This window comes from Rhizobium terricola, from assembly GCF_012927355.1.
In the GTDB taxonomy this organism is placed as follows: Bacteria; Pseudomonadota; Alphaproteobacteria; order Rhizobiales; family Rhizobiaceae; genus Allorhizobium; species Allorhizobium terricola.
In genome coordinates, this window is the sequence record NZ_JABBGK010000008.1 from 108,412 (window position 1) to 124,057 (window position 15,646).

Genomic DNA, 15,646 nt, shown 5'->3' on the forward strand with positions numbered 1-15,646 from the left:
TGAATGCCGTTCAGGGCGGGTGTTGATGGATCCTGATGGACGGGTGGAACCGTGGTGGCGGACGTCGTGGACCTGCTTGGCTCAGCGCTCATTCTGCGCAAAGAGCACCACGCCGACGGTCTTCACGATGATGCCGATATCGGTGAAGAACGAGGCCTTGTGGAAATAATCGACATCGAAACGCACGCGCTCCTCATATGTCGTGTCGGCGCGGCGCGAAACCTGCCAAAGCCCGGTAATACCGGGCATCATTGCAAGATAGCAGTTGATCTGCGGACCGTAGCGCTCGAGTTCATCCGCGATGATGGGTCGGGGGCCGACGATGCTCATCTCACCGCGCAACACATTGAACAATTGAGGCAGTTCGTCGGCACTGGTCATGCGCAGGTACTTGCCCAGCCAATGCACGCGGGGATCTCCCTGCAGTTTCTGGGTCTGGGTCCATTCCTCCTGGCGCACGGGGTCGGTTGCAAGCAGATCCGCCAGCACCCTGTCCGCATCGCGGCGCATGGTGCGGAATTTCAGGCAATGAAAGGTCCGGCCATTCTGACCGACGCGCTTGTGGCGAAAAATGATCGGGCGGCCATCAACGAGCAACAGGGCCGCCGCGATCAAGATCAATGCGGGTGACAGGAAGAGAAGAGCCGAAAGAGAAAAGATGATGTCGAATGCGCGTTTTCCGCCACGGCTTCCGCTTCTCTTCACGGAAGAGACGTTGGAATGCCGCTGTGCGACATTTTCGGAAAACAATGACATTTCTTCACACCTCCAGCTATCGCCAAAGCTGCCTGTCAAAGTGCGACTATGCAATTGCCCCTGAGGGGCACCGCTTCGTCACATTGAGGTAGATGAGAACTCCCATTTTCGGCCGAGCGGACGTGGGATGAAAGGGACAAGGCAGGGACTGGCCCGACCATGCCATGCCAGCCTAGGGATTGAGGAGAGCGCCGCTGGAGGGAAGTTTCCGTCATCCAGGAGGGCTATGAACGGATGTTGGAATATGCGAGACGGCACGAAGCCGCCTCGCGAAAGATGTTCGTATGACTATTCCAGAGGTTAGCTGGAAAGACCGTTCGCCGTCAGTTCAGGACGGTCCACTGCCGCGCAACGTCGTCGGCGCTTTTGGTGAGATGCACGTGCTCATCGACGTGGTCGACCCAATCGAGCGGGATGAGATGATGCTTGCCATCCGGAGAGTCGGTCTTCGTCAGCTTGATGCGGCTCGACCCTTCGAGATGATCGACGGTGCCGACATGGGCGCCATCAAGCGCACGCACTTCCATGTGTTCACGAATCTGGTCAGCGGAAATCATCTGATTTCTCCTTTTTCAGAATTTGCCTCGAATTGCCCTTGGGCAAGGGACTAACTCCGGGCGACTGACTTGGTTCCTGAAAGGGGCGTGTTGAGCCGTGACGGGTATGGGTCGGGTATCTACCCGTCCAAAAACGGCCTGGTCGGCGTGACCGCGCGAGAAGGTCGGCGCGACCGGAAAGCCCCGGGGGACCTGCCGGCCGCTTCGACGACTATTCTTCTCCGCCGCCCTGCGACCGCGGGCCAAGGATCTCGCGCTTGCCGACATGGTTCGGCGCGCCGACGAGACCGTCCTGTTCCATGCGCTCGACCAGCGAAGCGGCACGGTTGTAGCCGATCGAAAGCCGGCGCTGGATGTAGGACGTCGAGCACTTCTTGTCCCGCTGAACGATCTTGACCGCCCGCTCATAGAGATCGTCGCCCTCGTCTTCGGCGCCCATCGCCGTATTGTCGAAGACGGCCGTGTCTTCGTCGTCCTCGCCGGCACCGTCCTCGGTGTCTTCGGTGACGCTGCCGAGATAGGCGGGCTGCCCTTGCGTCTTGAGATGCGCGACGACCTTCTCCACCTCGTGGTCGGAGACGAAGGGGCCGTGGACACGGGAAATACGGCCGCCGCCCACCATGTGCAGCATGTCTCCCTGGCCGAGCAGGTGTTCTGCGCCCTGCTCGCCGAGGATCGTCCGGCTGTCGATCTTGGAGGTCACCTGGAAGGAGATGCGAGTCGGGAAATTGGCCTTGATCGTGCCGGTAATGACATCAACCGAAGGACGCTGGGTCGCCATGATCAGGTGGATGCCGGCCGCGCGCGCCATCTGCGCCAGCCGCTGGATCGCGCCTTCGATCTCCTTGCCGGCGACCATCATCAGGTCGGCCATCTCGTCGACGATCACCACGATATAGGGCAGCGCCGTCAGGTCGAGTTCCTGGTCCTCGAACGTCTGTTCTCCCGTCGCCCGGTCGAAACCGGAGGGCACGCTCAGCATGATCGTCTCGCCCTTGTCGCGAGCCTCCGCCACGCGGGCGTTGAAGCCGTCGATGTTGCGCACGCCGAGCCGCGACATCTTGCGATAACGCTCCTCCATCTCGCGCACGGCCCACTTCAACGCCAGAACCGCCTTCTTCGGATCGGTGACGACGGGGGTCAGGAGATGCGGGATGCCGTCATAGACCGAGAGTTCGAGCATCTTCGGATCGACCATGATCAGGCGGCATTCCTCCGGCCGGAGGTGGTAGATCAGGGACAGGATCATCGTATTGATCGCGACCGACTTGCCCGAACCGGTGGTGCCGGCGACGAGCAGGTGGGGCATCTTGGCGAGCTCCGCGATCACCGGTTCCCCGCCGATCGTCTTGCCGAGGCAGAGCGGCAGCCGATAGTCGGTGCCGACATAGCTGTGGCTCTCGATCAGTTCGCGCAGGAACACCGTTTCGCGTTCGACATTGGGAAGCTCGATACCGATGACATTGCGTCCGGGCACGACGGCAACACGCGCCGAGAGCGCCGACATAGAACGGGCGATGTCATCCGCGAGATTGATGACGCGCGAGGACTTGACGCCCGGTGCCGGCTCGAATTCGTAGAGCGTGACGACAGGACCGGGGCGCACGTCGATGATGTCGCCCTTGACCCCGAAATCCTCGAGAATGCTCTCAAGCAGGCCGGCGCTCTGTTCCAGCGCTTCCTGGCTCATCGGCCCCGCCAGCCGCGGCAGCGCCGACTGCAGCAAATCGACCGCGGGGAAGAGATAGTCTTCCGTCTGGACGAAAGAGAGCGGACCGAGCGAACGGCGCGCGGAATGTCCGTGAAAACTCGTCTCGACGGGGGCGGGCGTCTGCGGCAGGGCCACTGATGCAACCGGAGCCGGCTCGACTGCGGGAACCGGCCCATTGGCAACCGGAGCCGCTGCAAGATGAAGCTCCCCGGCGCTTGCGACCGGCTCGCTCCTCAGAGGCGCCCTCATTTCAACTTGCCGGTAGAGATGCACCGTTGACGGTGCGGAAGACACCTGCGGCACCGTCGGCATGATCGGCGCGGCCGACACATCCGCCACGGGCTCGGGCGGAAGCGTCATTCGGATGACAGCTCCGACGACGGGTTTGACCGTCGCGACAGGCGTCGTAATCGGCGCCGGTCTCTCGATCCGCGGGGTTGGGACCGACGGTGCAATCGGCGTGGTTCGCGCAGCGCGCGATGCTGCATGAGCCGGCGCACTGTCCGACGCGCCAAGGCTCATCATTTCCCAGAGCAGATGATCCGGAATGCCGGCAAACGGGCGGACGGGAGTGGTTTTCTGAGGCGTCACGGCGGCGGAAATCCTTTGTGCCGCCGCCAGCGGGCGCGTCGGGGAGGCTATGGCAGCAGACGCGGGGGCAACGACCTGCTCGATATGCGGGACCGACGGTGCCGCAGATGGAACCGCAACGGCAGGCGCGATCGCAGACGGCGGCGTATTGACGGTCGGGCATACGGGTTCGTTGCGCGTAACTGTATGGGCGCCACGCGGCGGCACCCGGAGGGGGGCGCCGGTCCGCGGCGGCAGAACGAGGCCGGACGTGGCTTTCGATCCAGCGGCGGCAGGTGACGCCTCTCCCTGATGAAGCGCCTGTACGATCTGTCGCTGAAGATCGCCGACGGGCGAAGATGTGGCCTGACCGGGCGGCGTCCAAACCGGATTGCCGCGACCGATGATGTAGCTGCCGGCGCCGCCATGCGTCTCGCCAGCAACAGCCGCTGCGCCGCCTCCGCTGGAAGCGTCAGCCGCCGGCGGGACCTCTCCTGCCCCCTCGGTCTCGCGCTTTGCGTAGGTCGGACCCGGCGTGCGGGTGAAGCGCACATTCGGTCCGAGGATGAAGGCGCGCTGCCAGGTCGGCAGTTTTTCCGGATCCAGAATGACGGCATCCGTGACCGGCTGCGGCACCATCTCCTCATCCGCACCCTGGGCGTGCGGATGCACCTGCGGCCCTCGAACCGTATACGGCGGCTCGCTGTCCTGGGCCATGGCGTCGGGATTGGAATTCGGAATACGGGAGGAGGGATTTTGCATGCTACGCGAGACCATCACACAAGCTGTCACACCAGTCTCGTTAATAGAAAGAAAACCTTAACCAGGTCTTGCCAAAGCCGCGATCGGCCCCTCCATTTCGAAAAATCTTAAGAACGGAGCGGGACGTTGTGGGGCCCTCTCGCGGTGTACCCGGAGGCTAGGGACGCCGAAGTTCCGCATTGAGATGGTCGGCCAATCGGATCGCGAAAGCGAGGATCATCAAGGTTGGATTGGCGTGCCCGCTGGTCGGAAAGACGGAGCCGCCGGCGACGTAGAGATTGGGCAAGCCGTGGACCCGGCAGTCCGGATCGACGACGCCCGTCCGCGGATCGGCCGACATACGGGTGGTGCCAAGCGTATGCGCCATATCGATGATGACGATGTCCTCCGGCCTGCGGTCGGCGGCCCAGTCTTCCAGCACCGGCACAGGCAGTCCGGCGCCGGCAAGCGCGGTCCGGGAAAGCTCGGCGAGCCGCAGCAGGGTGCGGCGTTCCGCATCGTTGATCCGCCAGTCGACCTTCGCAACCGGCACGCCAAACCGGTCCTTGCCCGTCCCGAGGCTGACCCGGCTCTCGGGGTTCGGCGCCTGCTCGGAGATTGCCTCGATCCGAAGCCCCGCGAGCTTGTGCGGCAGCCCGTGATCCTGGAACTCGTTCGCCACCATGTTCGGCGAGAACCGAATGGCGGTGTTGATCACCAGGTCCTTGAGGGCCTTGGGCGTACGCTCGTCGGCCAGAACCTTCATGCCGATCCCCTTGACGAGAAGACCGGAACCACCGGCCACCGAAAGGAGATCACGCCCCACCGCCTCGCTGCGGCGCCTGAGCAATCGTTTCAGCGCATCCCAGGGATCGTCAGGCGCCCGTTCGGTCGAGAAATAGACCGCCGCATTGAGCAGCTGTTCCCGCTCTTGTATTTCCGGAGACAGCGCAAGCCCGTGCATGAACATGTGAGCCCGACCCTTGTGTCGAATTCCGTAGAAACCGAACAGTTTGGCAAGGACTGCCATTTGCTCGGTCGGTATTCGCCCGACCCGGGACGCGGCATGATCCATCAGATAGCGCCCGACCACGTCATGATGATTGCCGATGCCGTTGCCGTGGACGTCGTTCGAGGCAAGAAGCAGGCGCGCATTCTCGATGCCGCTCGCCGCCAGCACGCAGTATTTCGCCTCGATCCGGGCACGCCTGCCGCCAATGCTCGACACATCCAGATGCGAGAACCGTGCGCCGTCCGGGCTGAGGCCTATATGGGTGACGGAGGCGTCCAGAAGGACATGCATGTGGGCGGACCGTTGCGCCAGGAACTCCCGGCCGAAACGCATCACGTCCATACGATCGACGCGCGAGCGGGCGAACTGCCAGTAGAAGGAACGCAGTCCCTCCCCCGCGAACCGGGTCGGCGGGCTGTCGGGGCAGAGATTGAGCACCGTCATGGCGCGCTCGATGCACGGTTCGATCTGGTCCCGATCAACTGGCCAACCTGAGTTGGCTACCCAGTCGCGGCTGGCGAAATCGATTTCGTCGAAGGGAGCCGATTTTCCTGCCCAGGCATGGGTCGAGCCGCCAAGCGCGCGGCAACGCACGCCGAAGGACTGGACATCCTCCTTCCAGAAGGGGGCTTGCGGGCCGTGAAATTCCACGCGCTTCCGGCGTTGCGCCTCGGTTCGCGGCTCGCCTGCACACTCCACCGCATTGAGCGCGGAATGCTCGGCATTCTCGGTTTCGAGGCCGCTTTCGACAACGAGTACTTTTCGGCCCGCCCGCGCGCACTGTGCGGCGATCGTCAATCCGGTCGGGCCCCCCCCGATGATGACGAGATCCGCATCGATGGTCGAATTGTCGTCATAGTCGGACAACCTTTCGATTTTCATTCCAACCACTTCCGTCCGCACTGGAGATATTCGACCAAAAAGCAGGCGTGAATCGACCGGCTTCCAGAGCAGTCTTCGGCGGGCGGACGGAAGCGACAAGCCCCCTTTCCGGATGAAGTGCCAGCCAGAGGGGCGAATGTCTTCGGGAAAGACTAATCGCGACTCCGTCGAAAGGCGCAGATACGCACTGCTTTGGGGAAAGCTCTCGATGCAAACCCGCATGACAGAACGCCATGCCCCAAGAAGAGCAAGGAACCGGGAAGGACACCGAAACCCGAGGTCCTGGCGGGATTTACCAGGCCTTCAGCCAGGAAAGCCCGTCTTCCGTCGTGCCGGCCGGGCGGTATTCACAGCCGACGAAGCCGTCATAGCCAAGCGCGTCGATCTCGGAGAAGATCAGGGCATCGTTCAGTTCACCCGTCCCCGGCTCGTTACGTTTCGGCACGGAGGCGACCTGGATATGGGCGATCCACGGCATCATGCTGCGAAGCGCCATGATCACATCGCCATGAAGGATCTGGCGATGATAGATGTCGAACTGGAGGCGTAGGCTCGGACGGTCGATCTTCCTGACGATGTCGAGTGCGACGTCGAAATCGTCGAGGAAGTAACCCGGCATGTCACGTCCATTGATCGGCTCTATGACCAATCCGACGCCGGCGTCCTCGGTCGCGTCGACCGCGAACTGCAAGGCGTCGAGATAACGCGTCATCGCAGCGGGGTCACGCCGGTCGGCCAGGCCGGCCATCACATGCAGCAAGGGCGATCCGATGATCTTCGCATAGCCGAGGGCGGTGTCGACGGATGCACGAAACTCCGCCTCGCGACCGGCCACTGCCGCGAGCCCGCGTTCGCCGGCGTGCCAGTTGCCCGGGGGCATGTTGAAGAGCGCCTGGGAAAGCCCGGCCCTTTGCAGTTTGTCCGCCACCAACTCCGCCGGATGGTCATAGGGAAACAGAAACTCGACGGCCTCGAAGCCGGCATCGGCTGCCGCCTGGAAACGGTCGAGAAACGCGTGCTCGTTGAACATCATCGTCAGGTTGGCAGCAAAACGCGGCATCGCGGGACGTTCCTCTCCGTATCCTGAAGGGCGAGACCGGTACCTCCGCCGCGGGCAGCAGGCATCGCGAGCCTCGCCCCCGCTGCTTCGGGACAGACAGGCAAGCTGTCTCCCATTCAGGTAGGTCCCGCAAGTGAAATCCCGCCCGGCCGGACCAGGTGCGGGACTGCCCGCCCCTGTTGGCTCTTCAAACCACGACGAGATCGCGATAAGGCACCGCTCCGGACAAACGAGGATATCAGAGATGGAAACGGTGGAAATCAACGGTCGCGGCGACTTTGCCTTGTGGGCAATCCAGCGGGCGCAGGAGATCGTCACGGCAGAAGGGGCCGCCTTCGCGCTGTCGGCGCGCGACATGGACGAAGAGGCGCTCGCGCAAACCGCCGCCGCCCTCGGCAAGGCGATAAGCGAAGCCATGCTTGAAGTCTTCGACGGACTGGTCGGAGACTAGGGACAAGCATCTTCCGCTCTTTGCGGATGATGCGGGCAGCCTCTGCCTAGTCTTGGCCTCCGAAATTCAGCGGTTTTCGATACCCACGGTCGAGGCAACGAGCGGCTGGTGGTTCCGAGGCGAGGCTGTGGATGAAAAAGGACTTCAGCGTCCCCGGCGATGGGACCAACAGCGATCAGACTGATCTGCTCACACGCTCTTTGAAATTCAGGATGTTGACCGGGCCTGAAGGTTGACCTCGAACGACGCCATCACGATCGGTCAAAAGGGCTTACGACAGCCCTTCTGCGGGACGCGTAGCGACGCGTCCCGCAGAAGGATAGGTTTAGGCAGCAAACTGGTTCATGGTGTTGTGAGTACCGCCAGCCTTGAGGGCTGCTTCACCGGCGAAGTATTCCTTGTGATCGTCGCCGAGGTCCGAGCCGGCCATGTTCTGGTGCTTGACGCAGGCGATCCCTTCGCGGATTTCCTTGCGCTGAACGCCCTTGACGTAGCCGAGCATGCCGGCGTCGCCGAAGTATTCCTTGGCGAGATTGTCGGTGGACAGGGCTGCCGTGTGATAGGTCGGAAGCGTGATCAGGTGATGGAAGATGCCGGCGCGCTTTGCCGCATCGCGCTGGAAGGTCCGGATACGCTCGTCTGCCTCGGCGCCGAGTTCAGTTGCGTCGTAATCGACGCTCATCAGCTTGGCACGGTCGTAGGCCGAAACGTCCTTGCCTTCCTTGACCCAGGCGTCGAAGACCTGCTGGCGGAAGTTGAGCGTCCAGTTGAACGACGGCGAGTTGTTGTAGACGAGCTTCGCGTTCGGAATGACCTCGCGGACACGGTCGACCATGCCGGCGATCTGCTCGATATGGGGCTTTTCCGTCTCGATCCACAGCAGGTCGGCACCGTTGTTCAGCGAGGTGATGCAATCGAGGACGCAACGGTCCGCACCGGTCCCCTCGCGGAACTGGTAAAGGTTGGACGGCAGGCGCTTCGGGCGCATCAGCTTGCCACCGCGATTGATGATGACATCGCCGTTGATGCTGCTGGCGTCGGCAACTTCCTCGCAATCGAGGAAGGAGTTGTAGAGGTCACCGATGTCGCCGGCTTCCTTGCTGAAGGCGATCTGCTTGGTCAGGCCGGCACCGAGGGAATCGGTACGGGCGACGATGATGCCGTTGTCTACGCCCATCTCCAGGAACGCGTAGCGGCAGGCACGGATCTTCGCGATGAAGTCTTCATGCGGAACGGTGACCTTGCCGTCCTGGTGGCCGCACTGCTTTTCGTCGGAAACCTGGTTTTCGATCTGAAGGGCACACGCGCCCGCTTCGATCATCTTCTTGGCCAACAGATAGGTGGCTTCCGCATTGCCGAAACCGGCGTCGATGTCGGCGATGATCGGAACGACGTGCGTCTGGTAGTTTTCAACCGACTGCTGCAGCTGCTTTTCGCGGGCGATGTCACCGGCGGCGCGGGCTGCGTCGATGTCACGGAACAGCATGCCGAGTTCGCGGGCATCGGCCTGGCGCAGGAACGTGTAAAGCTCTTCGATCAATGCCGGGACGCTGGTCTTTTCATGCATCGACTGGTCCGGCAGCGGACCGAATTCGGAACGAAGCGCGGCAACCATCCAGCCCGAGAGGTAAAGGTAACGGCCCTTCGTCGAACCGAAATGCTTCTTGATCGAAATCATCTTCTGCTGGCCGATGAAGCCGTGCCAGCAACCCAGCGACTGGGTGTAGTTCGACGGATCGGCATCGTAGGCAGCCATGTCGCGGCGCATGATGTCGGCGGTGTAGCGGGCGATATCGAGACCCGTCTTGAACCGGTTCTGCAGCCGCATCCGGGCAACGGCTTCGGAGGTGATGCCGCTCCAGTTCGGATTGGCAGCGATCAGGTTGTCGATTTTCGTGAGATCAGTTGTGTAGGCCATTCAGAGCACTCCCTTCAATTCGATGGGTGAGTGATATCCGATGACCGGGCGCCGCAGGAGGGGTCTTGATGTGCACTTGTCATTCTTTACAAAACTTGCTTGTAATGTTGTAAGGATGGAGTGAAGCGATGGCAGAAAAGCAGGGCGTTTATCTTGGTACCCGTTTGCGCAGGCTGCGGCGCAATCTCGGCCTGACCCAAAACGAGATGGCGAGCGACCTCGAGATCTCGCCGTCCTATATCGCGTTGATGGAGCGTAACCACCGTCCCGTAACGGCGGAAATCCTGCTTCGGCTGGCGCGATCCTACAAGATCGACATGTCTGATCTCGCCGGTGATGGCGGTGCGGATCATGCGGCGCGCCTCCAGACCGTCATAAAGGATCCGATCTTCGCCGATATCGACTTCGCGGCAACGGAGATTGCCGAAGTTGCCAGCAGCTTTCCCGCGTTCAGTGAGGCGATGCTGCGCCTTTACACGACCTACCGGGAAGAGCAGCTGGCACTGGCCGACCGTCTTCCCGATCAGCGCGGCGGCAGTTCATCTGTGATCGATCCGGTGGCGGCAACACGCCGCTTCCTCGCTGCGCGTCGAAACAGCTTTCCGAACCTCGACACCATCGCCGAGCGCCTGGCCACGACCGTTGCCGAGAAGGGCGGCATGACTGCCTATTTGACCGAAAGGCACGGGCTTCGGATCCGAAGACTGCCGTCCTCCGTGATGTCGGACTCGTTGCGAAGGCACGATCTGCACCGCAAACAGATACTTCTCGATGAGTCGCTCGACATGGCGAGCCAGCAGTTTCAGCTGGCTCAGCAACTTGCCTATCTGGAGTTTGGCAGAGAAATTGCCGCCGCGGTTCACGAGGGCGGCTTTACGGATCAGGCGAGCGAGCGCCTGACGCACAGGGCATTGGCGAGCTATTGTGCCGCTGCCTTGCTCATGCCTTACTCGGCATTTGCGAAAGCCGTCGAAGCAAAACGGTACGATCTGGCAGCGCTGTCGCGTCAGTTCGGCACGAGTTTCGAGCAGACGGCTCATCGGCTTACAACCCTTCAAAAACCCGGGCAGGAACGCATCCCGTTCTTCTTCGTTCGCATCGATTCGGCTGGCAATGTATCGAAGCGGCTGGATGGCGCTCACTTCCCGTTTTCGAGCTATGGAGGCGGTTGCCCGCTCTGGAATGTGCACCAGGTCTTCCGCACACCCGGCGAGATCGTGACGCAATGGCTTGAATTTCCGGATGGGCAGAAGTTCTTCTCGATCGCGCGCACGGTCAGTGCTGGAGGAGGAGCATTTGGTGTCACCCGGGTTGACCGAGCTGTAGCGCTGGTTTGCGATGCTCAGCACGCTGAGCGCCTCGTCTATGTCCGTCCTGAGACTGATCGTACGCCCACGCCCGTCGGCATGGCCTGTCGCCTCTGTCAACGCGCGACATGCACGTCGCGCGCAGAGCCGCCGATCGGCCGCCAGATACTGGTCGACGACTATCGCCGGACGGTCGCCCCGTTTGGCTTCGAGGATACGTGAGAGCTAGTCTCTCCCCGGACTGGCGCGCTCGAAAGCGACGTTGCACCACTCGGCTCCTCTGCCGGAAACTCACGGCGTTGGAACCGTTCGCAACATGCTCCCCGGCATCGCCACCATCTCTTCAGGACGAATTCGGAAAGCGCGACTGACGATCGGCCCCAAAGCGAAAGGAGTGTTTCCGTTTTTCCCCAGAGCCGCGATCGCCTGCTATGCTTGGCTCGGCACCACGCTCACCCGCATCATGACCGACAACAACTCGTGTTACCGATCGAAAGCCTTTGCCGAGGCCCGCCGCACCCTCGACATCAGGCGTGTCAAGACCAGGCCCGACAACGCAAAGACCACTGGAATGGCGGGGCGCTTCATCGAGGCAGCCCTGCGAGAGTGGCATAGGCCGTATGCCTATCTGGCCTTTGAGCGCCGCGCTGTTGAACGGCCAATCTGGCCTTACCAATACAAATGGCATCTGCCATACGGCGGCCTAAACTCAAAACCTTCTATCCGTCGCGTCGGCCTCAACCGACACAACCTCTTGAGACTCCACAGCTAAACCCCGAGCGGTATCTGCATGCCTTCGGGTGCGGCATACATCGCCATGTTCTTCCGTGACAGATCCAAGTGTTCGCGCACCAGTGTCTCGGCGCGATCGGCGTCGTGGTTGGCGACCGCATCGATGATTTCGTCGTGCTGGCGGGAGGCTTCTTCCAGCTCGTGCTGCATGCGTGCATTGGCAGGACGGTAGAAGATCTTGCCGATCCGCGCGTGATCGATCAACAGGCGCCGAAGGCTCGGCAACAGATAGGCGTTGTTGGCAATCTCGCCAATCCGCAGGTGGAACTGGTCGTTGTAGAAGACGCGCCCATCGATGTTGCCGCTTTGAACGGCGTCGCGGAAATTGTCCTGGATCTGGCGAAGGCCGGCGATGTCGGCCTTCGTTGCGATTTCGGCGGCAAGTCGGGTCGTGGCGACATAGATCAGCGGCGCCACGAGAAAGAAATCGCGCAGCGACTGATAGTTCATCGAGGTTACGCGCGCCGGCCGATTGGCCTCGAGCTCGATAAACCCTTCACCCGCAAGCTGTCGCATTGCCTCGCGCACCGGCGGACGGGAAAGGCCGAACTCCTCGCTCAGCGACACCTCATCCAGCACGGAACCGGGCGCGACCTGCATCGTGAGGATCCGGTGGCGCAGGCTGGCGCTGAGCGCAGTCTTTCTGTCGACACCCGCACCGGCATCGCCCGAAAATGGATCGGTTGCCATCTGTCAAAACTCCTAGGGCTGAGTTTCAGTCTACAAACGATAGACCGAACAACATTCGCATATTGCTCCACTTTGCTGGATCGCACAACTCGACAAATTCTCCCTCGCCTGTTTGTGCCCGACAATCTTGCCGGCCAGTGAGGGCAAACCATCAAGATTTCTGTCCTGAACCAGAGACCGACCCCGGCATGGCGATTACCGCCTCCAGCCCCGGTTTTCCTCGCGCACGACCCGGTCGGCCCGCCCCATTGACAGTCTACCAATTGTCTACTTATTGTATTTCTAACGAATGACGCAATTGCCTGTGCTTGAAAGCCGCGTGGCGCCGACGCCGGGACGATCTGCGTGGACCTTGATGTAGCAGCAACAGCGGATTGGCGCCCATGACCGATTTTCCATTCCCCGGATTGAACCTTGCAATCGCCACGCCGTTCGGCGCGGACGGATCGATCGATTTTGCAAGGCTCGAGGAAAACATCGAACGCTACTTGTCAGTCGACGTGGACGGCTTCGTTCTGAGCTCCGGCACGGGCATGCATGTCTACCTCACGAGGGAAGAATCCGAGGAGCTCGTTCGACAAGGTTCCAGGATCATCAACGGCCGTGCCAAGGTCATCGCCCAGACCTCCGCCCTTCTGACGGCCGAGGTCGTGGAACGAACGAAACATGCGGCCGATTGCGGGGCCGACGGCGTCATGGTCCTGCCGCCCTTCTTCGAAGGGCCGACCGATGACCAGGGTATCGTCGATTTCTACGCGGAAGTCGCCGGCGCGGGGCTTCCCGTCATCGGCTACAACGTTCCCCACGCTGTCGGCGTGACGGTCACGCCGGCACTGCTCCGGGAGCTCTGCGAAATTCCGAATTTCTGCGCCGTCAAGGACAGCAGTGGCGACCTCGGCAAGCAGGCCTCGCTCATTCGCACGGGCCTGCCCGTGATGAACGGCGCCGATCATCTCGTCCCGTTCGCACTCTTCGCGGGATGTAGCGGCCTTATCTGGGGCGGGGCGAACTTTGCGCCACGCGCGAGCCTTGCGCTGGTGAAGGCCGCCGCGGCCCGAGACTGGATCAGGGCACGGGAGATCTGGTCGCTGCTCGAACCGGCCATGTCTTTGATCTGGGAAGGCGATTACGTACAGTCGGTCTATGCGGCCGCACAGCTCACCGGCTACGGCACCGGCGCTCCGCGCAAGCCGCTCCGGGCCTTGCCCCAAGATCGGATCGAAGCGCTCCGCGTCGCCCTCGGCGGTCTCATCGAACTGGAAGCATAGGCAGGACCAGTGGCCACATCTCCGACAAAGATATACGCAGCCTCGAAGCTCCCCAAACAGACGGGCACGTCCGCATGGGTCGCCATGCTGCCGCCGCGCCGGGAGAAGAGCCGCCTGCAGGGAGATATCACCGCCGACGTTGTGATCATCGGCGGTGGGTTTGCCGGGCTCTCTGCTGCACGGCGCCTCTCCGAACTTGACCCTTCCCTGAAGGTGGCGGTGCTTGAGGCGGACCTTGTCGGAGACGCCGCCGCAGGGCGCAATTCGGGCTTCATCATCGACCTGCCGCATGAGGTCTCCTCCGATGATTACGGAGGAGATTCCGCCGCGAAGAGCCGCGAAGCAATCGAGATCAGCCGCACCGCCATCAAGATGGCGAGCACCGTCGCAGCCGAGGAAGGCTGGTCGCGCGACGTGTTTGATCCGTGCGGCCGCTATAGTGCCGCCATCAGTGGTGAAGGCGACGACCATCTCACCGCCTATGCCGGCCAGCTGGTCGGCCTCGGTGAAGACCACCGGCTCCTGACCGCCGAAGAAATCGCCGAAGTGACCGGAACCCGCGCCTATACGTCGGCACTCTTCACCCCCGGCACGGTCATGCTCCAGCCCGCCGCCTACATCCGCGGTCTGGCAGACTCGCTGCGCGATCCCGTGCGGGTCTACGAGAAAAGTCCGGCGGTTCGGCTGGAACGGTCCGGCACAGCATGGATCGTCAAGACGCCGGAAGGATCGATCAGCACCGGCAGGATCATCCTGGCAAACAACGGCCATGCGGAGAGCTTCGGCTTCTTCAAGGGCCGGATGCTCCACATCTTCACCTTTGCCTCGATGACCCGCAGGTTCTCCCCCGATCTGTTGCCGGGTCATCGCAAATGGGCGGCGACGCCGGCCCTCCCCATGGGCACCACGATCCGGCGCGTTCCGGACGGGGACGGCGACCGCATCCTCGTGCGCTCGCGCTACACCTATCACCCCGGCATCGTCGCCGGAGACGGCACGCTCCGCCGCGCCGGCGCGCAGCACGACAAGAAGTTCAAGGCCCGTTTTCCCGCGCTCGGCGACATTCCGATGGAATATCGTTGGGGTGGTGCAATGGCCGTCACCTGGAACGCGGTTCCAGCCTTCGGCGAGATCGAAGACGGCATTTTCGCCGCGTGCGGATGCAACGGCGTCGGCGCCTCGAAGGCGACGGCCTCGGGTCTCGCCGCAGCCGAGCTGATGCTGGGACACCGTTCGAGACTGACCGAGATCTACCAGCGTTTCGACGCACCCAAGCCCCTGCCTCCGCAGCCCTTCACGACGATCGGCGCGAAGGCGAACCTTGCGTTCAAGGAATGGATGGCGGGAGCCGAATAGGGCTGATCCGGGGAGCAGCGGCCACCGCTGCCCCGGCCGGATCGCTGGCGAGTTTCCTGTCGGAAGTGGCGGCACTCCGACATTCATGGGCTACTGCCGCAAAACAGAGGGAACGACAATGAAAAGCCTGCTTGCATCGACATGCCTGTTTCTCGGGACGGTCGCCGGATCATCCCTGGCCAATGCCGCGGATTGTGGCAGCGTGACCATTGCCAGCATGAACTGGCAGAGTGCTGAGGTGATCTCGAACCTCGACAAGATCATCCTGAACGAGGGCTATGGCTGCGAGGCGGAGATCACGGTCGGGGACACGGTTCCGACGATCACCTCGATGGCGGAGAAGGGTCAGCCGGACATTGCGCCGGAAGCCTGGATCGACCTTCTGCCGGACGTCGTGAAGAAGGGTACGGAAGAAGGCCGCATCGTCAAGGTCGGCTCGCCGCTTCCCGACGGCGGCGTGCAGGGCTGGTGGATTCCGAAGTACATTGCCGACGCCCATCCCGACATCAAGACAATCCCGGATATGCTGAAGCATCCGGAACTCTTCCCCGATCCGGAAGATCCCTCCAAGGGCG

13 protein-coding genes are annotated in these 15,646 nt (G+C 62.2%); 6 read left to right on the top strand and 7 right to left on the bottom strand.

Going from position 1 to position 15,646, the window contains the following annotated elements:
- Positions 1-81: 81 nt before the first annotated feature.
- The 5 genes from HHL25_RS21830 to otnI all read right to left on the bottom strand — a co-directional run bounded on the left by HHL25_RS21830 (position 82) and on the right by otnI (position 7,289).
- The gene (locus tag HHL25_RS21830) at positions 82-756 is read right to left on the bottom strand and encodes a sugar transferase (RefSeq protein WP_169595369.1); all 675 of its coding nucleotides are present in this window, start codon (positions 754-756) and stop codon (positions 82-84) included.
- A 323-nt stretch (positions 757-1,079) separates the two neighbouring features.
- Entirely contained in the window at positions 1,080-1,313 is a 234-nt protein-coding gene (locus HHL25_RS21835) for a DUF2171 domain-containing protein (protein ID WP_169595349.1), read from the bottom strand.
- Between the two features lie 211 nt (positions 1,314-1,524).
- Positions 1,525-4,356, bottom strand: a complete 2,832-nt coding sequence (locus HHL25_RS21840; protein ID WP_169595350.1) for a DNA translocase FtsK — start codon at positions 4,354-4,356, stop codon at positions 1,525-1,527.
- 157 nt (positions 4,357-4,513) lie between these two features.
- The gene (locus HHL25_RS21845) at positions 4,514-6,229 is read right to left on the bottom strand and encodes a GMC family oxidoreductase (protein ID WP_169595351.1); all 1,716 of its coding nucleotides are present in this window, start codon (positions 6,227-6,229) and stop codon (positions 4,514-4,516) included.
- Between the two features lie 292 nt (positions 6,230-6,521).
- A complete protein-coding gene (gene otnI / locus HHL25_RS21850; protein ID WP_169595352.1) occupies positions 6,522-7,289 on the bottom strand; it encodes a 2-oxo-tetronate isomerase in 768 nt (255 codons plus the stop codon).
- A gap of 244 nt (positions 7,290-7,533) precedes the next feature.
- Here otnI and HHL25_RS21855 point away from each other — a divergent pair, with 244 nt between their 5' ends.
- The gene (locus HHL25_RS21855) at positions 7,534-7,740 is read left to right on the top strand and encodes a hypothetical protein (RefSeq protein ID WP_169595353.1); all 207 of its coding nucleotides are present in this window, start codon (positions 7,534-7,536) and stop codon (positions 7,738-7,740) included.
- A 325-nt stretch (positions 7,741-8,065) separates the two neighbouring features.
- Here HHL25_RS21855 and HHL25_RS21860 read toward each other — a convergent pair whose 3' ends face one another.
- Positions 8,066-9,658 carry an isocitrate lyase gene (locus HHL25_RS21860; RefSeq protein WP_169595354.1) on the bottom strand — a complete coding sequence of 531 codons (1,593 nt, stop codon included), beginning with the start codon at positions 9,656-9,658 and terminating at the stop codon, positions 8,066-8,068.
- A gap of 128 nt (positions 9,659-9,786) precedes the next feature.
- Here HHL25_RS21860 and HHL25_RS21865 point away from each other — a divergent pair, with 128 nt between their 5' ends.
- Together HHL25_RS21865 and HHL25_RS21870 are read left to right on the top strand one after the other, a co-directional pair.
- Positions 9,787-11,187 (top strand): helix-turn-helix domain-containing protein, encoded by a 1,401-nt coding sequence (locus tag HHL25_RS21865; RefSeq protein WP_169595355.1) that lies wholly within the window; start codon positions 9,787-9,789, stop codon positions 11,185-11,187.
- Between the two features lie 94 nt (positions 11,188-11,281).
- Positions 11,282-11,737 (top strand): hypothetical protein, encoded by a 456-nt coding sequence (locus HHL25_RS21870; RefSeq protein ID WP_169595356.1) that lies wholly within the window; start codon positions 11,282-11,284, stop codon positions 11,735-11,737.
- Here HHL25_RS21870 and HHL25_RS21875 read toward each other — a convergent pair.
- Positions 11,734-12,447, bottom strand: coding sequence for a GntR family transcriptional regulator (locus tag HHL25_RS21875; protein WP_169595357.1), 714 nt, complete (start codon positions 12,445-12,447; stop codon positions 11,734-11,736). The two genes, HHL25_RS21870 and HHL25_RS21875, sit on opposite strands and share 4 nt — an antisense overlap.
- 383 nt (positions 12,448-12,830) lie before the next feature.
- Between HHL25_RS21875 and HHL25_RS21880 the strand changes: the two genes are divergently transcribed.
- The 3 genes from HHL25_RS21880 to HHL25_RS21890 all read left to right on the top strand — a co-directional run.
- Positions 12,831-13,715 (top strand): dihydrodipicolinate synthase family protein, encoded by an 885-nt coding sequence (locus HHL25_RS21880; RefSeq protein WP_169595358.1) that lies wholly within the window; start codon positions 12,831-12,833, stop codon positions 13,713-13,715.
- Positions 13,716-13,724: 9 nt separating this feature from the next.
- Positions 13,725-15,071, top strand: coding sequence for an NAD(P)/FAD-dependent oxidoreductase (locus tag HHL25_RS21885; protein WP_390624533.1), 1,347 nt, complete (start codon positions 13,725-13,727; stop codon positions 15,069-15,071).
- Between the two features lie 118 nt (positions 15,072-15,189).
- The coding region (locus HHL25_RS21890; protein WP_315853110.1) for a glycine betaine ABC transporter substrate-binding protein at positions 15,190-15,646 on the top strand (457 nt) is incomplete at its 3' end.